The sequence below is a fragment of the Salinimonas iocasae genome, assembly GCF_006228385.1.
GTDB classification, from domain to species: Bacteria; Pseudomonadota; Gammaproteobacteria; order Enterobacterales; family Alteromonadaceae; genus Alteromonas; species Alteromonas iocasae.
Window position 1 is genome coordinate 1,087,826 of record NZ_CP039852.1, and the last position, 22,178, is coordinate 1,110,003.

General features: G+C 44.4%; 19 protein-coding genes. 10 read left to right on the forward strand and 9 right to left on the reverse strand.

Annotation, left to right across the window (positions count from 1 at the left end; all coding sequences use genetic code 11):
- Positions 1-141: 141 nt before the first annotated feature.
- Positions 142-1,953: a GGDEF domain-containing protein gene (locus FBQ74_RS04705; protein ID WP_139755572.1), complete on the forward strand. Its 1,812-nt coding sequence runs from the start codon at positions 142-144 to the stop codon at positions 1,951-1,953.
- 54 nt (positions 1,954-2,007) lie between these two features.
- Here FBQ74_RS04705 and FBQ74_RS19295 read toward each other — a convergent pair whose 3' ends face one another.
- Positions 2,008-2,181, reverse strand: a complete 174-nt coding sequence (locus FBQ74_RS19295) for an MbcA/ParS/Xre antitoxin family protein (protein ID WP_139755573.1) — start codon at positions 2,179-2,181, stop codon at positions 2,008-2,010.
- 976 nt (positions 2,182-3,157) lie between these two features.
- Positions 3,158-3,589, reverse strand: coding sequence for a helix-turn-helix domain-containing protein (locus FBQ74_RS04715; RefSeq protein WP_139755574.1), 432 nt, complete (start codon positions 3,587-3,589; stop codon positions 3,158-3,160).
- Positions 3,590-3,895: 306 nt separating this feature from the next.
- Between FBQ74_RS04715 and FBQ74_RS04720 the strand changes: the two genes are divergently transcribed.
- Genes FBQ74_RS04720 through FBQ74_RS04740 form a run of 5 tightly spaced genes read left to right on the forward strand, consistent with a single transcriptional unit; the run spans position 3,896 to position 10,833 of the window.
- The gene (locus FBQ74_RS04720; protein ID WP_139755575.1) at positions 3,896-4,720 is read left to right on the forward strand and encodes a TnsA endonuclease N-terminal domain-containing protein; all 825 of its coding nucleotides are present in this window, start codon (positions 3,896-3,898) and stop codon (positions 4,718-4,720) included.
- A gap of 9 nt (positions 4,721-4,729) precedes the next feature.
- Entirely contained in the window at positions 4,730-7,054 is a 2,325-nt protein-coding gene (locus tag FBQ74_RS04725) for a hypothetical protein (RefSeq protein ID WP_139755576.1), read from the forward strand.
- On the forward strand, positions 7,054-8,436 hold the full coding sequence (locus FBQ74_RS04730; RefSeq protein WP_139755577.1) for an AAA family ATPase: 1,383 nt from the start codon (positions 7,054-7,056) through the stop codon (positions 8,434-8,436). The genes FBQ74_RS04725 and FBQ74_RS04730 overlap by 1 nt, the downstream gene beginning before the upstream one ends.
- Complete coding sequence (locus tag FBQ74_RS04735) at positions 8,433-9,383, forward strand: TniQ family protein (protein ID WP_168190604.1); 951 nt, start codon at positions 8,433-8,435, stop codon at positions 9,381-9,383. The genes FBQ74_RS04730 and FBQ74_RS04735 overlap by 4 nt, the downstream gene beginning before the upstream one ends.
- On the forward strand, positions 9,376-10,833 hold the full coding sequence (locus FBQ74_RS04740) for a TnsD family Tn7-like transposition protein (protein ID WP_168190605.1): 1,458 nt from the start codon (positions 9,376-9,378) through the stop codon (positions 10,831-10,833). Before FBQ74_RS04735 ends, FBQ74_RS04740 begins: the two co-directional genes overlap by 8 nt.
- A 640-nt stretch (positions 10,834-11,473) precedes the next feature.
- Here FBQ74_RS04740 and FBQ74_RS04745 read toward each other — a convergent pair.
- Positions 11,474-12,070: a DUF5610 domain-containing protein gene (locus tag FBQ74_RS04745; RefSeq protein WP_139755580.1), complete on the reverse strand. Its 597-nt coding sequence runs from the start codon at positions 12,068-12,070 to the stop codon at positions 11,474-11,476.
- A 594-nt stretch (positions 12,071-12,664) separates the two neighbouring features.
- Here FBQ74_RS04745 and FBQ74_RS04750 point away from each other — a divergent pair.
- The 3 genes from FBQ74_RS04750 (at position 12,665) to dps (ending at position 14,859) form a co-directional block, all read left to right on the forward strand.
- Positions 12,665-13,240: a hypothetical protein gene (locus FBQ74_RS04750; protein ID WP_139755581.1), complete on the forward strand. Its 576-nt coding sequence runs from the start codon at positions 12,665-12,667 to the stop codon at positions 13,238-13,240.
- A 311-nt stretch (positions 13,241-13,551) separates the two neighbouring features.
- Positions 13,552-14,109, forward strand: coding sequence for a porin family protein (locus FBQ74_RS04755; RefSeq protein ID WP_139755582.1), 558 nt, complete (start codon positions 13,552-13,554; stop codon positions 14,107-14,109).
- A gap of 243 nt (positions 14,110-14,352) precedes the next feature.
- On the forward strand, positions 14,353-14,859 hold the full coding sequence (dps, locus tag FBQ74_RS04760; RefSeq protein ID WP_139755583.1) for a DNA starvation/stationary phase protection protein Dps: 507 nt from the start codon (positions 14,353-14,355) through the stop codon (positions 14,857-14,859).
- Positions 14,860-14,944: 85 nt separating this feature from the next.
- On the opposite strand, the gene FBQ74_RS04765 is transcribed toward dps, so the two are convergent.
- Positions 14,945-15,502 (reverse strand): hypothetical protein, encoded by a 558-nt coding sequence (locus FBQ74_RS04765; protein WP_139755584.1) that lies wholly within the window; start codon positions 15,500-15,502, stop codon positions 14,945-14,947.
- A gap of 170 nt (positions 15,503-15,672) precedes the next feature.
- Here FBQ74_RS04765 and FBQ74_RS04770 point away from each other — a divergent pair, with 170 nt between their 5' ends.
- The gene (locus tag FBQ74_RS04770) at positions 15,673-16,659 is read left to right on the forward strand and encodes a Solitary outer membrane autotransporter beta-barrel domain (RefSeq protein WP_139755585.1); all 987 of its coding nucleotides are present in this window, start codon (positions 15,673-15,675) and stop codon (positions 16,657-16,659) included.
- A gap of 40 nt (positions 16,660-16,699) precedes the next feature.
- Here FBQ74_RS04770 and FBQ74_RS04775 read toward each other — a convergent pair whose 3' ends face one another.
- From FBQ74_RS04775 to FBQ74_RS04795, 5 genes are read right to left on the reverse strand one after another with little or no spacing between them, the layout of a single operon-like run.
- Positions 16,700-17,644: a tetratricopeptide repeat protein gene (locus FBQ74_RS04775; protein ID WP_139755586.1), complete on the reverse strand. Its 945-nt coding sequence runs from the start codon at positions 17,642-17,644 to the stop codon at positions 16,700-16,702.
- 13 nt (positions 17,645-17,657) lie between these two features.
- On the reverse strand, positions 17,658-18,632 hold the full coding sequence (locus FBQ74_RS04780) for a type II secretion system F family protein (protein ID WP_139755587.1): 975 nt from the start codon (positions 18,630-18,632) through the stop codon (positions 17,658-17,660).
- 2 nt (positions 18,633-18,634) lie between these two features.
- Positions 18,635-19,603, reverse strand: coding sequence for a type II secretion system F family protein (locus FBQ74_RS04785; protein WP_205912279.1), 969 nt, complete (start codon positions 19,601-19,603; stop codon positions 18,635-18,637).
- A gap of 11 nt (positions 19,604-19,614) precedes the next feature.
- Positions 19,615-20,934: a CpaF family protein gene (locus tag FBQ74_RS04790; RefSeq protein WP_139755589.1), complete on the reverse strand. Its 1,320-nt coding sequence runs from the start codon at positions 20,932-20,934 to the stop codon at positions 19,615-19,617.
- Positions 20,934-22,166 carry an AAA family ATPase gene (locus FBQ74_RS04795; RefSeq protein WP_168190606.1) on the reverse strand — a complete coding sequence of 411 codons (1,233 nt, stop codon included), beginning with the start codon at positions 22,164-22,166 and terminating at the stop codon, positions 20,934-20,936. Before FBQ74_RS04795 ends, FBQ74_RS04790 begins: the two co-directional genes overlap by 1 nt.
- Positions 22,167-22,178: the final 12 nt, after the last annotated feature.

Here is a 22,178-nt window from a genome sequence, read left to right on the forward strand (position 1 = left end):
GCGTAACTAGTTTCCAGTCTACAACAGGAATTTTCTGGCTAGAGCAATCCTTGTACGATATGGTTCATTCATCCCTCGCACGACTCAGCCAAGGCGTTGTTTGTGACGGTATGTACAATAAAACAAAGATAAGTAGTACCTATGAAACGGATTTCCTTCTTTTTTCTGATTTTGATACCTTTTTGTCTGCTGGCCTCGACATCGGCTGGTCAGCCTATAGCTGACTATAAGCGCACCTACATAGACCTAAAAAAACGCTACCCTGACCCACAACTCCGGGTCGAGGCAGCGGCGGAAGAAAAAGCATTCGACAAGTCTGACTTAGGCCGTGTATTCACATTTATTGCAAACAGTGAAGTACATAGCATCACGTCCTCACTCACCTTTCCCAAAATTCATGATGACACATGGACTAGCATCAGAAATGAGGATGAAAACCTTTATTATGGTATTCAAGGGCTTAGTATCATTTACAGCGAAGCGCCCCTTAGAGACAGACTGGAAAAGCTCATCGTATTCAGAGAGGGCATTCCACGACACATCCAGTCAGATATTGTTTACGCGTTAACCGCAAAAATCATCAGCTCACTCTTCTATTTAAACGAGATCTCGCCTGCTCTTATTGAATTAATGTTGGTAATGGACAGTCTTTCCGATGAAGACCCAAACAAAATCTTCCAATACTCTAAAGCGGATTCGTTTAACACTGCATTTGATATTTATTTTGAACTCAGTGACTTCAAAGCTGCTCGCAAATATTGTAATCGCTATGTAGAAAACACCTCTTTTCTCACACATTCACAGTACGTTCGTTGTAATGCTTTGCTGTCTAACCATGAAAACAGTGAAGATTATCTCGAACAAGCTTTTGAAAATACAACTTCTCCACTCGCGAAAGCGAAAATTTTGGGTTCGAAGGTCTGGCGGGATTTACACCACAATAATGTTGATAATGAGACACTGAAAAATATAGACCTCGTCATCGCTACTTGGGAAAGCCAAACGGTAAAAAACCGTGAGCAGCTTGTAAGTTCTTACATTAAGAAAACCTATGTCTTATCAATACTTAGCGAATTCACCGACGCACATAAAGCCATTGAAAAAGCCCATGGTTACAACACTCCGTCCATAGGTTACGAGCGCTTGATAAACATGGCTGAGATTGTACTCCTAAAAGCTGAAGGAAAATTAGATGATGCATTAGCATTGTCACGAGAAACATTATTTGATTTTTTCTATTCTGAGCCAGTAATGAGTGCTGGCGAGAGAACCGTCTTGAGTGCGACGTTGGATAAGGTTCTGAATTTTTCAGATTATGAAAGCATGCAGAGAAAGAATCGCGAGCAATTACTCCTTATTAAAAACCAGAACCTGACCAGAACACTTCTCGTAATTTCATTATTTCTCTCGCTAGCGGTATTGCTTCTCACTTACCAAGGTTACCGAAGCTTCAAACGCCGAGCCCAGTACGACGGTCTGACTGGCATTTACAACCGCTCAACAGGTATAGAAAGACTTAACTCGGTCTACACCAACGCTCGACGAGGAACTGACAGCCTAGTTTTGGCACTGGTGGACCTTGATGACTTCAAAAAAATAAACGATAAATTTGGACACAGTGCTGGCGACGAAGTGCTCAAAGTATTTGCAAAAATCGCACAGGACTCAATACGCACATCGGATATTCTGATGCGTTATGGTGGTGAGGAGTTTTTGTTTGTTTTTGCCGGTATTACACCCAAGATGGTTTCAGAAAAATTGGAGGATATTCGCGAGTCACTGAAAGAGCACAAAGATTGGAAAAGTGTCGAGACAGAATTCAGTGTTAGCTTTTCAGCGGGGATTTCTTCTGCGCCGAACACTGGAGAGATACAGGAAGCTATTAATCGAGCCGATGAATCGCTGTACCGGGCTAAGGCTCAAGGTAAGGGCAAAAGTTGTATTGCGGGATAGACTAATATTTGTGGGACTAAAAGTCGGTCTCACGCCATCTCGCCAAAGCGCATCTCACCAATTACCTCCAGTAGTCTTCGACGTCTCTTTTGTATCCATGAAGTCAGTTGGTCGTTCTCCGCCGAGTACCGGCAATGGAGTGTGAAGCCACTCGTCCATCATACTACGGTCACCTTCAAAAAATTCGGCAAGCTGTGAGAGTAAGTAATCTTTGGTAATTAGTTTCATATTGGTTTCTCTTCAGATTGTGCTACTCGCTTATTATAGCAAAATGCTATTTATATAAGACGCAAAAAGATTACCTGCGGCCTAGAAACTGCCAGAGCCCAACGGGACTCTGGAAATTGCTCATTTTATCTGAGCAGACGTTGTTTGGCTCTTATCGCCCTGACGACGTCTAGCGAGCATTGCGAACCCACATAGTTTCTTACGTATTGTCTTGGAAGACCGCAGAGCAAATATGCGGTCTAAGTGAATATTTGCCCTTTAAATAAGAAAAGCAAGTGCCTCAACTGAAACAACTAACTTTATGTTTTCGAGGTAAACACTTTATGACGACCGGAGGTAAACACAGTGTGTTTTGAGTGCAATGATTACAGCGGGTAAACACTTTATGTGTACCATAATTCACTCAAGCTAGATGTATTGTCTCGAAGGTTGTGATTGTGAGTCATAATTTTTGCCCTGTGCCTTCGGGTTGCTTGTTTTTATGAGAAACGGATATTTCGTATAAAACAAGAATTTAGTTTTTCAGCGGAAACGAGTGTTACTATGGACTAATTAGTAATAGGCGGTTAGCTGCCAAACAATATCGGAAAAATTTCATAGAAAGATGGAACTGCCAATCTCAGATTTGATTATAATTGCTTAAGCCAGAAATCAGCTCAATTACTCGCCATCAATAACTAATAATGAGCCGTTTATTTGTTTTGTCGTTTTGAAAAAAGACTCTGAACTAAGTAGCTCACCACCTACAAAAATTTCTTAAAGTCTTCGTGGTAGATTGTTCCAATTCGCACCGAGATAGACTCAAGGTTAGGAAAGACAGCAGCATTGGAATGAGTGAACTCACATTGTTGAAAACTACAGCGATGATAAGTTTTGGTAGCCACAAATCACCAGAACCACGTCGCTATCGCTATAGCTCATAAATCAATAAAAAACCTTCAGCGAAAAAGTACGCTCAACCAAATGCGCCCAGTACTTAGTCATCTATTTCGAACAGCTCAATAATTTGCAAAAGCTCTTTATTCGAGAGGCGTCGTAAGCTCAGTCCAGAGACGACTTTCCAAAACGTATCGGACTTAGCTACCTTTTGCAGCATATCAATATCTGCATACCCAGCAATAAACAGCGTCCGTTCAACGTCAATATTATACAGCTGACAAAGTTGCTCCAAAAAATCTCTCGCTGGTCTGTATCGGCCGTTTTCAATTTTGTTTATATAGCTACGCTTTACACCGAGATAACAAGCTACTTCAGTTTGGGTAAACTTTTTTAGAGGGGAGCCATTTTTCGGTGATGATGCTAGACCAGTTGTTGTCGCTTTTAATCTCTCACGATGTTTTCGAAGGAAGTCACCGAGCATTTTGTTTCGCGATTCATGATACAAATTTTTGGATTTTGCTAAAGACATACTACAAGTTGCTTATATTTTGTTCGAATTAAAAGCGTCTGGTTTCAAAGATTCTGGAATGAAGTGTTTATTATAATTTAATTCATCAAAAAAAAGATAATTTATAACTTTATGTTATTTATGCATTTTTCTGAAGTATAGCGTGAAATATTAACGGTAGTGAACAAGGTGTTGAGCTGCTCTACCTATTTAATGCAAAAAAAGATATTTAAAACAATGGGTTAAAAGTCTTGAAAAAAAATTGATGTCTTCTCATTTGACGTCTACTAATTATTACCTACGACTAAATTAGAAGAGGTAGTAAACATGCAAGACAAACTGAAACAAAGAAAAATGCGCCCGGAAGCAAGAAAACGGATCCTGCTTTCAAGATCAGAGTGGAAACGCTATCGAAAGTGGCGAAAAGACATAGAGCTAGGTCCATACCGACCCTTTTTTGAAACCCATCAACTCCATTCGACGGGGCGTAAACACAAGTTTTTTTGTCCAAAGCAGCAACGAATTGTGCATTTGATGTCAGACGCTGAGTACAAGGTATATAAGGACATGATTTGGCGCCCTGACGTGGTATCTATCGACGAGCAGTACGCCCTAGACATCAAAGAGACGTGGAAGATTTGTCAAGAACTCAAGATTCATCACCCATATGAGTACCAACGAGATATTCACCACATTATGAGTACTGATCTTGTTGTGACGCTTAACCGGGGCGGAGCTTTAGTTAAACGGGCACACCCTGTCAAGTTTGAGATATATTCGCATGCCAAATCCCGGACTAATAACAAGCTTAAAGTTGAAATGGCATTCTGGGAAGCTCGGAATATCCCATGCGATCCGATAAGCGCTGTGAGTGTTGATAAAAATTGGATAAAGCATCTGGATTTTCTATCGATGCACTATGATCCGTCTCTGTCGAGTAATGAGCTAACGCAATTCAGTGGGTTGTTTGCAAAGTGTTGGGCTAAAGCACCAAAACTACCTCTGCGGGCCATACTTACTCAAATAGCGCAATTGATAGGTGTCCATCAGTTCACGGCAGAGAAAGTTTTTAAAAACGCGACATTGGCTGGTCTCATTCCTCTCAAAGCACCTGTGCCATTAATGTACCACAAGCCAGTTTTGTTGGCTTAGGGAGGGGGTATGCCGGCAAGACTTACACTTGTAAAATTTAAAGATACTTTTGATATTCCCACTGGATTTGGAAAAAAAGACGATGTTTTCGGCATCTGTTATGTCGATTCCCAGACACTTAGTGTCGGGGTTGCCAACTACACCCAGTATTTGGGGTACTCTCATGATACTGAGACTTTCGAACTAAAAAACCGTCAGGCACAGCCGTCTAAACCTCGCCTTTTCAGTCGCACTGAATTTGCCGAGGCCTTCGATATCATTAAAAAAGATGATGATGCGCTAACCATTATAATGCCGCAATTTCTGGGGCTGTCTGATGAGGAATTACTAACCATTCGAACGAAAGAATGGTTAAGCCGCCGCGATAAGGCGTTTGAGGTAATCAGGCCATTACTGCCCCAAGAGCATTATGAGCTCAGTTATTTTGTGATGCGATATCTTAGAGGTGAAGCGCATCAGGAAATAAAACAATATTGTTTAGAGGGAGGGTATGGGTCTACCACAACGATTACACGTAAAATAAATCTTTATATTGTATTTGGTTTCACGGCGAATGCATTGCTGCCATTTGGTTTCGAATTCTGTGGTACTGAGAAGAGGGCGATTGATGGTAATAGCGAGACCAAGACCAACAAAAACACCAAACGCAGGAAACGTGGGCGCCCCGGTACTTATTCAAATAACCGAGGGGCAAACGAGTCAGACAAAAGGATCATCAAGGATTTGATTCGAGATAACAAAGTATCGCTGCGAGGTGGAAAATTAGATATTTCTCGGCTCTATGATGAATATGTGGTTCGCTATGAAGATAAATTCGACTTACCTCACGCAACAATTAATAAGCAACGCAACTATGAATTTCCCTATTCAGAAAGCGAAATCATATCGCAAGATACGTTCAGGTATCATTTCAAAAAGCTTCTGCCTCTCGAAAAGTTTATTAAATTCAGGGATGGTCAGCATAAGTTTGATAAAGACCACAGACCAAAGCGCGGAGACGCAAAAGATGGCGTCGTAGGTGCTGGGCATGTTGTTGAATTCGATCATACGCAATTAGATTTGCATGCAAGAATGCCCGGAGTACATGACAAGCGTTTCTCTGCTGGCCGCCCTTGGCTAGTTATCGCCAAAGACGTTTACACTAAATTTATCCTTGGCTTCCACATCAGTTTCCGACCACCCTGCTGGGATAATATCGCGGAATGCATCATTAATTGCGTAGAGAACAAAGTTGAGTTTGCTGCTCGCTATGGTGTTGAGTTAGCAGAGCGAGACTGGCCGTCGCGTCATCTGCACATGCTTTATAAAATTGATAACGGCGTTGAGTATCCGCATGAGCAAGAAAGTGAAATCATGGCATCACCCTTTAAATTTCAGGGAAGTCAGCAAGTAGCGAAAGGGCGTGGCGATCTAAAGGCTGATTCGGAAAGTACGCTCGGAAAACTCAACAGAATTGTATCCAATAATCCCGGAGGGATTGATACAGGCAAAGATGCTATGGAACAGGATGCAAGTCAACAAGCGCTGTTAACGATTGAAGACATCACGGCACAGTTGATAGATGAAATTGTGTTGATGAACAAAACCGCAGACCGCGAGTGTTCATTGGACCAAGACATGCTTTCAGCGGGTGTTGAACCAACGCCACTTGCGCAATGGAATTACAGTATAGAGCATCAAATGTCCGGCGGAAATCCGGTGTCTAAAGCGCAAATTCCGGAGCTTCAATATACGTTATTGCCCAAACAAATGGCACGAATTGATGCTGATGGGATCACACTAAAAAAATACCCTCAACTGCAATATGACGGCGAGTTCAAGGAGCTGGAAAATTGGTATTTACAGAAAAAGCACAAGGCTGCTGGTGCCACGACCGAAATCAAAGTAGCTATAGCCAGTGGCAGTATTAAGCGTGTCTATTACCGAGACAACAATACTATCTACCCACTCGACCTAAAGACGCAAAATTCGCAATTTGAGGATATGAGCTTTTTTGAATTTGAGCAGTCCGTGAAGGCACGTAAGCAAATTCAGCGTGATAGAAAAAACAGCCAGCAGGCAGGGCGGGTGTACAACAAGCGACGTCAAAAAGAGCGTATAGAGGCTAACCAAGCGGCATTGGCAGGCGTGCCTACTAATTCGCAGCGGAGTTATCAAAAGGAAATCAAAAATCACAATGGCATTATGCGTGGCGAACAAGCCTGTAGGGATGCACACAGAATCAATGACTACATGTCACCTAATTTTCCTGAGCAGAGTGCAAACCCTTTAGAGCCGACCGCATGTGACTCTACGGCACCTACTAAACCAAAATCATCAAGGGAGTTTTTCTAATGTCATTTGCCGAACCCTACGAATGGTATCCAGCAGAGTATCGAACTCACTTTGACATTCAATGTCAGGGGAATCCTCTAATCGAAGCACTATATCCTCAATACAGTGAAGCAGAGTTTCTGGGTTTTATCACCAACACGCCGGAACTGCCCTATAACTTTTTCAATCTGCCATTTGAGCATGCGCAACGTTATATAAAGCGACTAGAAAAAGCGTATATCCCATCTCCACTTGATTATGAAATATATCGTCATATTCACAGTGAAATGGTCAACGGCTATGTGCATCGAAACCCGATAACACCCATGCAGCAGGCAAAGATGCTTGGTGTCGCAAGAGGGCAGTTTGTGCCAAATCCACATAATAATAAGCAGACAGCGAGTGGCAGTTGTACCCTGCTATCTGGTATCTCTGGTATTGGGAAGACTGAAAGAGTCCAACTTATCCTTAAAATGTTCCAGCCGGTTATTCGACACGAGCTGTATCAGGGACACCCTTTGATTATTGACCAAGTGCCCACAGTATCTTTCGAAATTTCAAACCTAAAAAGTGTTAAAGCGCTTGGCGTTAACTTTTTCAAGGCTACTGATAAGCTCGTAGGCACGAACTATACGCAGCAGTGGTATAAGGGTAAACAAGCAACATATGCATTTCTAATTGAGATGCAGCTACTTGCTGAACGTTTCGGTATTGGCATCACGCACATTGACGAATGCCAAAAATTGCTGGCAGAAGCTAAAAAAGACGACTCGCCTACCATTCAATATCTGGAGTCTCTTTTTAATAATGTGGGTGTCCCCATTATTATGACCAGCACGGAAGAGGGCGTTGAACTTTTTGATAGCAAGAGTAACTCGGATGACGAGTCGCTTAGAAAGTTCACGACAACTCGGCGTCTCACCTCGGGGCGCGATATTCGGTGTGAAAAATTGTCTTTTTTCGATGACGAGTTTCAACAATTTATTGACTGCTTTCTTCCGCCATATTTGTTCAATGGCACGCCTGCTCGCTATGAAGAATTCAAAGCTCAACTTTATGAACACAGTCAGGGTGTCCATCAGGTATTGAACAAACTATTACGCTTGTTTCTAGATAATCTTCATCGCAAACGGCCGGAGCCTAGTCAATACAGTGATGTACTTAAGGCTGTTTTTGACAATCAGTTTGTAAAACTCAAACCAGCACTTCAAGCGTTAAAAAATAAGAGTGCTCAGACGTATGAGTTGGAAATGGAGAAACTCAGGGACTACAAAGATGATGAACTATCTCAGATGCAAGACGATAAGTTTGAATCAGCCGGTGAGCCTCTCGAACCTCGGACCTTACATACTAGTGTAAAAGGACCGCGAGTATGCTCGGAGAGGGAGTTGAGAAAACTATGACTTCATCAAAGCCTCGTTTTTTTCCGGTATTACTTGATGGCGAATTTTTATATGGAACGATAACAAGATGGGCGGTTACTCAATCAGCCGTCCCCAAAATGCAATCAATTGACTCGAGAAAAGTGAAAACAAAAAACGCAACAGTGGACATCAGTGGCAAATGGATTGAGGTTGTTTCGACTATGACATCTGTCGACTTTACCCAATATGGTTCTGTATTAGAAAAAGCTACTCAGTTGCCTCTCTACAATACGTTTTTTAATGAACGAAGACCGCTTACCTACGCTTTGCCGGGTGAATATGCAGTTGCCACTGAGACAGCGCATAGTTTCCTGCGATATTGCCCTGTCTGTTTGAAGGAAAGTGTGTCGACGTCTGGGCTTGGCTTTTGGAAAACCCTTCACCAGTCGCCGTTGCTACTGAGATGTCGCTTCCATAACACGAGATTAATCGCTTATCAAAAGGCAACGGCTGAGTTGCGCCGTCCATACTTACTTGAAATTAATGGTATTACTGATTTATGGCATGAAGAAACGTGTTCAATTGACGCTCTTACTGATTTTCAGCAATGGTTAGAAACGCTGGCATTGAATAAAAAATTGTACCAGTGTCGAGGGTTAGCAAAGTCGATTATTCAGCACCTCACTACGCTTTTAGGCACGCCTGACGATATTCGACAAGCCAGAAAAAGAAATACTAAACAGGTAGATTTCGATACTTCTGCTTTTGCGTACAAGGTTAGACAAGCCGGATATGAGGCGTTTCTTAAACGGGGCACTCGTTCCATTAATGAAATAAAGAGAGATCCTAAGTTTAGTCTTACTCAGATACTTTCACATCGCAAACGCTACTCGCCTGTCTTTTACCTTTTGCTGGTATGGGTGTTTTTAGGCCCCGACTTTATCGAATCGCAGACAATAGAACATAATGAGAGCAAGTGTGCGTAGTGTTCAACTGGGACGCTTTTTCCCGAGGCCATTTGCAGATGAGGCGCTGTTTAGCGTGATCCAGAGGGTCGTCCTTACGCACGGGGGAGGAAAGGATAAGCGCATCGTATCAGCACTATTTGGCTCACGCTCTCTTCAGTTTTGCTCGCAATTTCCTTCCGTCATTCCTCACTTAAAAGGCCAAAGTAACATTCCTTGCGATAGTTGGATTACAGAACACACTGTGTTGCCAATTTATCGCCCTTTTACCCCTCAAAAACGGTATGAGAGTGCAGTCGACGCGCTTAAAGTTGGCAAAGGCAACCATGTATTTAAAGCGCTCGGTATTACTGCGTCCAGAGAAAAGCTCACTCCTGAGGCGAAGTACTGCTCTCAGTGCGCTCAAGATGATGAGAAGAGCGCTGGACTCGCCTATTGGCATGTTGGGCATCAGTTACCCGGTTTAACGCATTGTGTTTTTCACAATGAACGTTTGTCTGTCATGTGTCTTAGTAGGAAGAAATTTGATGTTTGGCCTATAGTCAGCGATAGTAAATCGATAAAGGCACCCGAAGGTAGCGAAGCTGAACGTCACTTGTCATTGCTGATTAATGAGTCATTTATATTAGGCAAGACTGTAGGCCTGATACCTGATCTATATGAGCGTTACTTTTCAAGGCTGATCGCAAGAGGATTTACTACATCTTGTGGACATCTCAGGCTGCAACAGTTGCGGACAGAAATGTCAGCTTTCTGGCAAGGGCTGTCATATCATCCGTGTTTTAAGGATGCACTCTCAACGCAGCACAGCCTTCCATTTCCCTCCAATCTTTTTGCCTATCAAGACGCTTGTCATTCCCCCATCAAACACTTGCTTCTGATAGGATTCTTGTTTGGTGATATCGCTACACTAATGTCATTTACAAATACCTCAGAACGGGTAAAAAAGTGTCCGCCACTGACAAAGGTTCGGAAGCCAGAAGCTGACATTGAGGCGACCATTGTAGATGCATTGACAAGTGGACTGAGCTTAAGAAAAGTGTCAGAGAAGTTTCGTGTATCTATCGGATTTGTTAAAAAAGTGGCTGTAATACACAAAATTGAACTCGACCTTCGTCCGCAGAAGATATTTCGACCAGAGCAAGATGAAATAATCGATAAACTGGCTCTTGGATATCCAACTCAAGATATTGCCAAGCAGTGTCATTGCTCAACAGGAGCTATTGAAACGATTTTGAGCCAGCACCCAGATATTGTTGAGTTGAGAGCAGATACTCGAAAGCTACGAAAGCGTGAGCGAATGCGCTTATCGCTTTTGAATACAATCAATGAGTTACAATGCCCGCGACGCAATGACATAAAATTAAAAAATGGGACAGCTTACATGTGGTTGTACAAACATGACAAAGTTTGGTTATACGATCATCTTCCCGCTCAAATACCAAGATGTTACCGACGTAGTAAGACCTGAACAGTCTCAGGGTAACATTACTTAAAATGCCTATAGCGTAGTTCGGATACCAAGCTCGCTCACGATTTCATATCCAGCCGTGACATTCGACGTGTCAGACTTTAGAATTAGCAGACTTAAATACTTGTAAATATCCCTTTTTGTTACTAGCCTTAGAATTCAAGGTTTATTATTTATTAAATCAACAAAATCAGTATTTTAGCTTTTGAAATTTGACATAAATTGTTGTTTCTTAAGCTGTTCACAAACTAATTTGTGTGAGCTTTATAAGGCTCTTTGTCTAATTTTTGGTGTTCACAAACTTATTTCATTTGTTACTGCCCTCTAGCCTTAATTCTATAAGGGGTGTGTTCACAGACTTATTTATATTTCGTCAGTTTTATTAATAACTGCTGACATTAAAGTTGGCTAACCAAAAAAGGCGAACTATATAGTTCGCCTTTTTTATATTCTGACTTCACAGTGAAGCTATACAGCCGCACGTGTTGAGAGCTAACGCTATTGGGTTTGATAACACGTGCTGTTAAAAGAAAAGCAAAAAGCCAGACGCACTGTAATAATTCACCCAACAGAAATCACTTTTCGGCAAATCTGTACTCAAACCCGGTAAGCCGGGTTCTCAGCGCTTCTCACGTATCAGTTATTGACTACTTCCACCGGTTGAAACAGCAGTCGCCAAGTGATTTATCAGCGAATGAATTTCATCTTTGGATGCCGTTAATTGTGAAATGGTTTCTTCATCCAGTGTACCTCCGCTAGCCAGCGTATCCTGCGCTTCGGTGAAACCTTTATCAACACCTTCTTGAAGCAGTTTGGTGAGACTGCTCAGTGCCTCGTCAGCTGTTTTTTCAGGGTTTTGTTGCTGATAGCCCGACAGTAATGAGGAGAAACCTGTACGGAGCACATCGCCTAATGATTCACCCTCTGTGGCCGTTCGAAGTGAAACCGAGGTGTCGGTTGCTTCATCAGCAGACTGTAATGCCTCATTGATGTTGTGAGTAACAATCGCTGTAACGGCGGTGTCAGTATTTGTATTGTCGTTAATATCCAGCTCTACCTGGTCGGTCGTATTCACTGTTTCTGAAGCGCTCTTTTCAGCCTGACGTTCGGCATTTCGCGCATGCGCCATTGCTGAAACCTCTTTACCTAAAGGACCAGTAGCCCCCTCTTCTGCACGGGATGCCTTAAGTTGATGAACTTGCTGACCAAAATTCGGGGATGCTGTTACCGTGTTCATATGAGCCTCTGAATTTAGATAAATATATTCTTATGTTTTCGGCGTCAAAGTTAAGATCTTGAGAAATTAAACGACATTTTGCACATTTTGAGCGTGTAATGTCGCATAAACGATTTGAGCAATAATGTGCTTATTGGTCGAAGTCCCTCAGTTAGAACACGAGTATGAATGTTACGGCGTAAGGCCGAACCTCCCGTATCCGATCCCGCCACAAGTTTTAATCCGAGCAACTGTAAAAGGTCGACGGTTGTTTGTTCTATAAATACCAGGTATCTGCACAGATTTTTGAAGGTAAAAAGATGAAAGCACCAGGGTTGGAAAATGACTATGAACAATGTAATAACGTAGTTCAAACACGCATTCTAAGGTTTTTGTTAAGTTCTTAGCGCTTCATAACCCTGATTTTCAGTAACATTAAATTTGTATAATTTTTAACCTGTGCGGGCGTCTTCAGCGTAATCCAGTGTTAGGTATAGCCACCTGCAAGAGACTACGATTACGTAAAAAGACGATAAAATGATGAAAAAATGAATAATCGGCGCAGCGATTGGTGCCGCGCTCTTATACAACGGAGCAGCGTATGCTGAGCCCATAATGGGCGGGCAGACAAATGTTGAAGTGACAGCGCCTCTCGCTGACCTGGGTATTACGCCTGGCTTACTCGGTGGAGAGTTAGTTTCCGGTGAGCCGCTAACGCTAGGGTTTAATATAACCGGTGGGGACCTGGATTTTACAACGCTAGCCGGCACCATTGAACATGAAGGTTCAAGTATCAGCCTGACCGGTGACATGGGTAACGATGATGACAATGATGATGTCACGGTTGTACTTAGTGATTTTATGATCAACACCGGTACAGCAATTTTATCTGCTGATGTAAACGGCGGTGGCATGGTTGATTTATTCAGTCTGGATTTGACCGGGCTGGATGCTGCGGCGATTACTAACTTATCGAACCCTCAGATTTCGCTTACTTTTCTCGATGCTGCAAGCGACCTTTTGGAAGACACGTTCGATATCCAGGGTGACACGCTGATGGGCGCGCAGTTTGGCTTAGCGGCTACTGCACCTGTACCTATGTCAGCGGATGTTTCAGAACCGGCGTTGTTTGGTGCACTAGCCGGCGGATTCTTCGGCCTGGCAATGTACAGACGTCGTCGTCAACAGTAATCTTCATTACATACAGGCTTCCGTTGGCGTAATAAAAGGGCCTGTTTTATTCCCACCGTCAGAAAATTGCCATTTTAATCTCACCATACTTTTCCGCTCATAAGTCGGCTTGCTAATACTTTGTTACACATCAACAGTGTCATCTAAAATTCTGATTTATATCCACTTAATCTTACTCTGTATTTTCTCAACGGCAATTCTCAATAATCTTCAGAACATTCGCTTCCTGCTTTTGTCATACTCACGACTCTGCAAAAGCATTACTGCTTATTGGTTATCGCAGAGCATTTAATTAACTACAAGGATACGTTATGCAAAGGAATACTTTTGCCGCGCTGGTACTCGCCGGCTGTGCTTTTTCTTCATCAGTCGCCGTTGCAGCCGATAATATTTATCTGGGAGGGAATATCAGTCGTCAAACGATTGATGTAGGTGGTAGAGATTTTAATGTGTTCAGTGTCCTGGCAGGATATAAATTCAGTGATTACTGGTCACTGGAAACGCGACTGGGAACAGGTTTGTCAGACTATACCGAGTCCTACGAGTTTGGAGGTTCGAGCTATCTGAATAAGGAAGAAATAGACTGGCAGGCTTCGGTGAATATCAGGGGGGCTTATCCGGTTACCCATAACTTAAGCGTATTTGGCGTCGTGGGCTATTCAGAAACTGAAATCGACCGAGTTAGTCGCGAAGATGATTCAGTAAGGTTTTCTGGTTCATTCGAGGATACCACCGGCGTAAGTTACGGCGCAGGGTTAAATTACCATATCTCTGATAATATTTCTGCCACCCTGGAATATCAGGTTCTACCAGAACTGTCTGGTTTCGACTGGGACAGTCTGGCGCTTGGCGTACAATATCATTTCTGACTACTTCTGATTATTTTCTTGCGGGCCTCAGTGCCCGCTTATTGGTCACTTCCTCTCTTTTCTATTTGTTCATCCTGTCAGCACGTCGCCATCGCCTGGCGTGTGATGCATCACATTACGTAATCATAATAATCCTTTTACGGCTTATATTCGTTTGAATGGGTGATTGTTTTTGATGACATCTTCGGTACACCGCTTGGTGGGGAAGATGATGACATTTTAGTCACTACAACAGGAGAGACTATGAGCAACACAAATGGCTTTACCGCTCCGGGTATGAACGAAGAATCTGCAACACGAACTGTGAAAGCACTATCACAGCGTTTGACTGCCTTACTCGACTTGCAGCTGACACTGAAGCATATTCACTGGAACGTCGTCGGCCCGAATTTCATTGGTGTGCATGAAATGCTGGATCCGCAGGTGGATGCAGTACGTGAAATGACAGATACCATTGCTGAGCGCATTGCGACATTAGGCGGCGTTCCCAAGGGCACGCCAAAAGCGATTGTCGATTCTCGTAGCTGGGATGATTATGAAATCGGCAGAGCGCTGGTTAATGACCACCTGGTCGCACTGGACAAAGTCTACACTGGCGTAAATGGTGACCACCGCGATGCGATTGAAGTGCTCGGAGAATTAGATCCGGTTTCTGAAGATATGATCACCGGCCAATTAGCTGCTTTAGAACAATTCCAGTGGTTTGTCCGTGCTCATATTGAGTCGGCAAGCGGCGAACTGAAAAACTAATTACTCTAGTAATTCTGGATTCAATAAATAAAAAGGCTGACATTTGTCAGCTTTTTTTTTATTCGCTCTTACTCAGTATTGTTAATCAGGGGGCTGACTCTTTATCTTGGGCGTCCTCATCCTCTTCGCTGTACATACTTAGAGAGCCAAATGCTTTACTGTGCGCATTTTTAAAATTTTCATCTGCAGCCTTAAAACTATTCCAGTACTCTGCAAACTCCTTATTAGTGGCCAGCATGACTTTAATAGTTCGGGTGAGCTCCTTTTTACGATCTCGTTGCTCTTTGTTACCCATTTTTGCTATTTGCGCAGCACCAAACATATTCCCGCGGGAAATTTCTTCATCAATGATTTCTTTTTCAATGCGCCAGTCAAAGGCACTTTTACACACTTCTCGCCAAATACGTGTGCCGGTAGGGGCAAAGCGCTTACAGTCAAATTTTAAGTCGTCGTCCTGCACAATTTTATTAAAGTATCGCATAAACTTATGACGTTTCTCATCACGCAAATTAAAGTATAGCTGCAGGGGCTTTTTCCCCGTTACCTCAATGGTTTCCATATTATTGTTATCGGCGCTAAGCGCTGCGCCAGAGGCACTACTTAACAATAACAGAATCAAAAAGCGGGTACGGACGAATGGCATACGATTCTCCTTGTTTAATTTATCCCATCGGACGGTAGCACCCCATGAATAATGCGTCCTTTCAGGAGTATGCTTTTTATACAATAGCTAAATTACAATATTGTCGCAACGTCGATCAAAATCGCATGAGTACAAGTAAAAATACAAACTGTTTCAACTGGTAATTGTCCATGCGACTGACTAACATCTCCCTGTTTCTACCTCTTGCGATTGGAAGCGGGGCGGCATCGGCTGATGCGTTTGATGAACTTAATCAGCTTGCCGGTAAAAATGTAGAGAGCGCGTTTGCCACCGCCTCATTACTTAGTGATAACGATGTGGTTAAGCTAGGCTTTTTTAACTTCAACCCCAACGATGTTATCGGCACTAACAATGATGCGCTGGGGTCTGCCGATGCAACGTCATTGCGTAGTGGTATTGACCAGTTTAACTTCCCGCTGAATATCACGTCGCACAGGACCGCAGATCTTAAATGGCGATTAGGTGGCAGAGCATCTTACGTGAATATCGAGCAGGAACTTTTCCTGGGCGATGAAGTGGGTGATCGCGGTGATGAACTCTCTGACAGAGTTATTTCGCTTTCATTGGGTGGTGGGGTGACCTATGACATCAATGAACACTGGCAGGCAAGTGCAGACCTTAATGTGGCCTGGATGAAATACCGTAGCCGCATTGACTATCGCACTGATGTGGACCAACAAATCAGAGACGTCTTTGACGGGCTTCTGGTGAATTTTGATGTCGAAATGCTCATGTTGGAGCCGGTGGCATCACTCAAATATTCCTGGCAGAGCTTTGGGGCTGACTTTTCCATATCCGGCGACTTTCATTATCTACACGGTTTTACTCTGGACAACGAGAACCCGGCCCACAATGTGGAACCAAACGAATGGTATGTAATAGGCAGTCTGAATGTATCCCAGCCCGTGACATTTTTCGACGTCGACGGCCAATCGATGAAGTACCGGTTTTCCCGCGTAGAGCTTAGTAACTTGTTAGCTGAGCAAATGGGCTCGGGACATTATTACGAAGCCGAGGTGGGTTGGGTAAAACAACGTGATGAAGATGCTTACATCAAAGAATATGGTGTCGGTGTTAATTTCAATTATGGCAGTATTTTGAAAGGTGGCACACTGGTGCTGTATTACACTTTTTAATCTCAGGGGTACCTGACTACTGGTACCCCTGATGTTTTATTCACGGCATCATGCTGATGTCGCCACCCTCCGCCAGAGCCCGCTGATGCCTGACATCGCTCAGGTTTTCATAGGCAACTTTATAATATTTAGGTGATGCATTGATGGCTTTTTCAAAAAAATACTCAGCCTCTTCATACCGTGATTCAAGCATCAAAAAATAACCCAGGTCATTGTAAGCCTGCGCATCGTTCATCACTCTTTTGAGCGTTTGAAACGCTTTGTTGTAACGACCCATCCGTGTATACACCAATCCCAGATTTGACCAGCTTCGCTTATGTGAAGGCGCAATTTCGATTGCCTGTTGAAAATGGCTTATAGCATCTGAGTACTGGCCCGCCAGGTAGAATGAATAACCAACATTGGTCAAAATCACAGGCGAGTAGGGCGCAATATCCAGACAAAGTGCGTACATCTCCTGTGCCTGCTTATATCGGCCAGTAAGGTCGTAGGCAACGCCCAGTCCATTATATGCGTCCAAGGGAGACGCGTTGTCCAGTGAGACAAAACCCGTTTTACGTGCAGTGGTCTCTCTGAGCCTTTTCTGATCCAGTGCCCGTACTTTTAAAAAGTAATCGGTGGCGCGGGCAACATCCTTATTCTCAAGATAAATCATCGCCGCTTCACTCAACGCCCTGGCGTGATGAGGATCGCTGGCGATGACTCGTTGTAGCATGTGCAGGGCATATTCAGGTTTGCCCATTTGCTTGTGCAGTTCAGCGACACGATAGGCCAGCTGAATATCTTCAGGGCTTTCCTCCAGCGCTTTTAGGTAGTACACCAGTGCCTTTTCATATTCGCCGCCTTTTTCATAATGCCCTGCCATTGTAATCATTTGCTCCACAGGAACCTTGTTGGCCTCTTCGGCCTGTTGTGCGGTTTTATCTGTAGACTCACAGCCGCTAAGCACAATCAGTGCGGCAAATATCGCTAATAATGTTTTCATTGCAGCTTCCTTTTTAAAATGCCTTATCCCACACTTCCATAACTTTCAAAGCAGCCGGGCCTATGGCGACGATGAAAAAGGATGGCCAAATACACACCATCATCGGAAAAATCATTTTGACCGCAATTTTTGCTGCCATTTCTTCAGCGGCCTGCAGCCGCTTGTCCCGGTATTCATCGGCGTAAACCCGAATGGTTTCAGCCACACCCGTACCCAGTTTAATGCTTTGTACAATCACTGAATTCAGCCCGCGGATATCCTCCAGCCCGGTACGATGGCCGAACTCTTCTAATGACTGGGAAAGGGGAATGCCAACCTTAACTTTTTTCACCACCAGGCCCAGTTCATGTGCAAGATAGGGATGAACTGCTCTTAACTCATTGCTCACCCGTTGAAATGACTCCAGTAAGCCCAAACCTGATTCGCAACAGACCACCAGTAAGTCCAGGGCATCCGGAAAGTAGCGACGAAGTTTGCGCATACGACTTGCCGCCAGCTTGGTCAGTGCTATGCCGGGTAAGATGAAAAAACTACCAACAATCAGCAGAATGACGTAGACCGAAACCATTGTGCTTAAATCCGGAAACAGCCGGAAGATTACCATCGCCAGCGCAACACCGATCAGCAGCGACAATAGGCGCAGGGAATAGTAAATCTTTAGAGCGTTTTCAGAATGAAACCCAGCGTGGATTAATAGTTTGCGAGTCTCCTGGTCTTTCTTTAATGCTCCTTCAAAGATTGAACTGCCACCTACCTTGGTCAATGTGCTTTCAAGATAATGTTTATAATTTGGTTCTGTTGGCGAGTTCACAGTTGCAGAGCGCATGCGCAGAACCTGCCTGCGAATGGGGGAGTAAGCGCCACTTATTAAATAATACATAGCTGCTGCCAGCATCAGGCCAGCCATTAACGCAATGCCCAATACTGCCATAGTGACGGTGTTTTCATTGCTGGTAAACGAGTAAAGGAGTCCGCGAAGATATTCCATGGTTACGCCTCCAGTTCCAGTAATTTTTTAATCCAGAAAGTACCGGCAAGCATACCGATGAGCCCCCACTTAAGCAGCTCATGTCCGGATTCCGTAGTAAACAGTTCACTTACATATGAGGGAGTTGTGACATAGAGCAATGCAAATAAAGCAAAGGGTAAAAGCACCAGTATCCATCCACTCAAACGGCCTTCTGCCGACAGGGTGCGCACTTTACGGCGAAACCGGAAGCGCTGACGAATCAGTACAGAAAGATTTTCAATGTTCTCCGCCAGGTTGCCACCGGTTTCTTTTTGAATATTTACTGCGCTGGCAAAGGCCATGGCTGAAGTACTGGGAACACGGCGCACGAAGGCGAGCATAGCGACTTTCAAATCCGCGCCCAGATTGATGCGCTGAAACAGCAGCTTTAATTCATTGCTCAAATCACCAGCCAGTTCTTCATAAACAAGCTTTAACGCTTCGTTAAAGGAATAGCCTGCCTGGAGCCCTCTTTTGAGCACGTCCAGCGCTTCTGGAAACTGCTCTTCAATGCGATCCATTCGTTTATTAATGTCACGCTGAAGTTTAAAGTTGAATGCAGCCATCGTAGCGCCGAAACAGACAATGGATACCAGAAGGTCACGGGAAAGAACCCACAGAATCGCTGCCAGAACGGTACTAACAATCACAGCAATAAACAAAAACTCATGCCCTAACATCTTCGATCCGCTCAGCTCCAGTTTAAATGTGAACGACTTGACAACGGGGATGTTTTCCAGCGACCGGCGAAATGCAGAAAGCTGATTTAAGCGGGTATTGAGCAGTAGTTGTCGGGGAAAATAGCTATCTTGTTCAACCAGAATATCAAGCTGGCGTTTTAACTCTTTGCTGTCGGCGCGCTGTGGGCTATTTACCGAAACAAAGAGCATTTGGGATAACAATACTACCGCCAGAAACACCAGACCTAAAAATATAATTTGAATACTCATCAGTGCCCCCCCTATAAGCGGATATCCGCATCCACGCCAAAGATACGGTGAGGCATATCAATACCCTTAGCCACTAGTTGACGGTGAAACAGTGGTACTACACCCGTCGCTTTAAACGTACCCATTACTTCGTTATTGCTGCCAATGCCGCGCCGTTCGTATTTGTATAACTCAGACATCGTAATCGTTTCGCCTTCCATGCCGGTTACTTCCTGAATACTAATAATGCGACGACTACCATCCTCAAGGCGTTGTGTCTGCACGACCAGATCAATGGCCGAAGCAATCTGCGCCCGGATATTGCGGATAGGCATATCAAAGCCGCCCATGCATATCATGTTTTCAAGGCGGCCCAGTGCATCCCGGGGGCTGTTAGCGTGCAGGGTTGCTAAGGAGCCTTCATGACCAGTATTCATGGCCGCCAGCATGTCAATCGCTTCAGCGCCACGCACCTCACCGATAACAATGCGATCAGGGCGCATGCGCAGACAGTTTTTCACCAAATCTCGCTGAGTGACTTCGCCCCGTCCCTCAATATTGGGCGGGCGGGTTTCAAGGCGCACTGTATGGGGTTGCTGAAGTTGTAATTCGGCGGAGTCTTCAATGGTAATGATGCGCTCACTTGCCGGAATGTAGCCGGAAAGGATATTTAACAGGGTAGTTTTGCCGCTACCGGTTCCCCCGGATATCAGCACATTCAGTTTGCCTTTAACGGCCCCTTTTATCAGGATATCCATATCTGATGTCATGGACCCGTAATTGATAAGCTGCTCGACATTGAGCTTTTCGACAGTAAAGCGTCGGATGGACATGGACGGGCCGTCCAGGGCAAGAGGCGGAATGATGGCATTGACCCGGCTGCCGTCCTCGAGGCGGGCATCAACCATGGGAGAAGATTCGTCAACCCGTCTGCCAATACGTGAAACAATGCGATCAATAATGCTCATCAGATGCCGGTTATCGTAAAACCGCACCGCAGCGCGCTCCAGACGGCCGCCACGCTCAACATAAATATTGTTGTAGTTGTTCACCAGAATATCTGACACGGTGGGGTCAGCCATCAACACTTCCAGTGGGCCCAGCCCCAGAATTTCGTCCAGCACTAACCGGGTGATAATGGTTCGTGTAGCCATATTGATGGGACGCGAGTAATTCTCTAACAAACGTCGACAACACTCAGTAATCTGCTGCCGGGCAATATCTTCTTCGATAGTCTCGAGCATCGAAGGGTCCAGCAGGTTCAGCACCTCATTAAATATCTCTTGTTTGGTGTCTACATCTTCGGTGGTTAACTGCTGATAAGGGTCGACAAAATGCGATTCACCATCCATTACTTGCTCCTTAGCAGACGGGACAAAAAGCCGGCTTTTTTGTTGTTTGAATTATCCATGATGTTACCTGTGGCAAAGTGGACAATGGCACGCATCTCTTTCTCAATCTGCTTGTGATTCGCCAGTGACTCCAGCGGCTTGCCTAAATCAGTGCGCAGCTTTGCCAGTTCAAAGTTATTGCTGATGGTGAACATATCTGTCACCCCAAGTACCGACTTCACATCGGGCAATTGAATCTCGCCTTTACCTGCGACATAGCGGTTGACGATAATCGCCAGACGTTTGCCATGCATATCCACGTTATTCTTCAGCTCTTTGAGCATCGCCTGTGTTTCGCGAAGTCCGGCGACACTTAGTTGCATCACCACTAAGATAGTGGCGCTTTGACTCAGCAACGGCAGGGTCTGATATTCCAAACCCTTGGACATGTCTACCAGTACTTCTGGAAATGTCTGACGAATCTTCCAGCACAACTTGTCCAGTTGCTCAGGCGTCCTGCCTGTAGGTTTCAGGCGAGAGAAGGGGGCGTTTGCAATAAGATGAATGTTCTCTTTGTGCGCCATCATAGAGCGCACTGCAGCTTCATCCAGTTTTTCCAGTTCGTTGACCGCTTTATCAATAGAATAGTCGTTCTTCAGGCGAAGCCCGTGCGCCAGTGAGCCATAGTTAAAATCAGCGTCAATCAGTGCCAGTTCTTTATTGAGCATGTCAGTATAAATCTCGCTCATACAACAGGTGATAAAAGTTGCACCGGAGCCTGCTTTACCATTAATCACCGTGGTTTGAGGCGCTGTTGTGACATTTTCACTGATGGCATCAGCAACCAGCGACAGGGCGGGGTAAATACTCTCTGGAAGATCTGACAATGTGAGTAAATCATCCACCTTAAACTGTACCGCCAGTTTCGCGATATCGCTGGTTAAGTCGCGGCACACGATGATGCGGTGGGGCAGCGCAGTGGAAAGCTGTTCCAGTAACTGGCTGTTTTCAGATTTAGTGGTACCCAGGTGAATAAGCGCAAGATGGAACACAGAGGAGTCAGCAGGTAAAAACGGGCTCTGGGTAATCTCAAGCATGCGATCCTGAATAAGCGCAGTATCGGTAAAGCTTGCTAATTCTCCGTATGGATCGACAATCAACACGCGCAGCCGGGTCTTCAGAGGTTGTCTGATGACAGGTTTGGACGACTTGGCCGGATGATCTATCACATGTGAGGCGCTTTGATCGTTCATACTGTTTTCCTC

Bases quoted from the DNA above. Each gene is read 5' to 3' on its own strand.
- FBQ74_RS04770 (WP_139755585.1), top strand. From the start codon at position 15,673: ATGCGACTGACTAACATCTCCCTGTTTCTACCTCTTGCGATTGGAAGC.
- FBQ74_RS04765 (WP_139755584.1), bottom strand. From the start codon at position 15,502: ATGCCATTCGTCCGTACCCGCTTTTTGATTCTGTTATTGTTAAGTAGT.
- FBQ74_RS04775 (WP_139755586.1), bottom strand. From the start codon at position 17,644: ATGAAAACATTATTAGCGATATTTGCCGCACTGATTGTGCTTAGCGGC.
- FBQ74_RS04715 (WP_139755574.1), bottom strand. From the start codon at position 3,589: ATGTCTTTAGCAAAATCCAAAAATTTGTATCATGAATCGCGAAACAAA.
- FBQ74_RS04780 (WP_139755587.1), bottom strand. From the start codon at position 18,632: ATGGAATATCTTCGCGGACTCCTTTACTCGTTTACCAGCAATGAAAAC.
- FBQ74_RS04705 (WP_139755572.1), top strand. From the start codon at position 142: ATGAAACGGATTTCCTTCTTTTTTCTGATTTTGATACCTTTTTGTCTG.
- FBQ74_RS04730 (WP_139755577.1), top strand. From the start codon at position 7,054: ATGTCATTTGCCGAACCCTACGAATGGTATCCAGCAGAGTATCGAACT.
- FBQ74_RS04720 (WP_139755575.1), top strand. From the start codon at position 3,896: ATGCAAGACAAACTGAAACAAAGAAAAATGCGCCCGGAAGCAAGAAAA.
- FBQ74_RS04785 (WP_205912279.1), bottom strand. From the start codon at position 19,603: ATGAGTATTCAAATTATATTTTTAGGTCTGGTGTTTCTGGCGGTAGTA.
- FBQ74_RS04790 (WP_139755589.1), bottom strand. From the start codon at position 20,934: ATGGATGGTGAATCGCATTTTGTCGACCCTTATCAGCAGTTAACCACC.
- FBQ74_RS19295 (WP_139755573.1), bottom strand. From the start codon at position 2,181: ATGAAACTAATTACCAAAGATTACTTACTCTCACAGCTTGCCGAATTT.
- FBQ74_RS04795 (WP_168190606.1), bottom strand. From the start codon at position 22,166: ATGAACGATCAAAGCGCCTCACATGTGATAGATCATCCGGCCAAGTCG.
- FBQ74_RS04750 (WP_139755581.1), top strand. From the start codon at position 12,665: ATGGGCGGGCAGACAAATGTTGAAGTGACAGCGCCTCTCGCTGACCTG.
- dps (WP_139755583.1), top strand. From the start codon at position 14,353: ATGAGCAACACAAATGGCTTTACCGCTCCGGGTATGAACGAAGAATCT.
- FBQ74_RS04745 (WP_139755580.1), bottom strand. From the start codon at position 12,070: ATGAACACGGTAACAGCATCCCCGAATTTTGGTCAGCAAGTTCATCAA.
- FBQ74_RS04725 (WP_139755576.1), top strand. From the start codon at position 4,730: ATGCCGGCAAGACTTACACTTGTAAAATTTAAAGATACTTTTGATATT.
- FBQ74_RS04755 (WP_139755582.1), top strand. From the start codon at position 13,552: ATGCAAAGGAATACTTTTGCCGCGCTGGTACTCGCCGGCTGTGCTTTT.
- FBQ74_RS04735 (WP_168190604.1), top strand. From the start codon at position 8,433: ATGACTTCATCAAAGCCTCGTTTTTTTCCGGTATTACTTGATGGCGAA.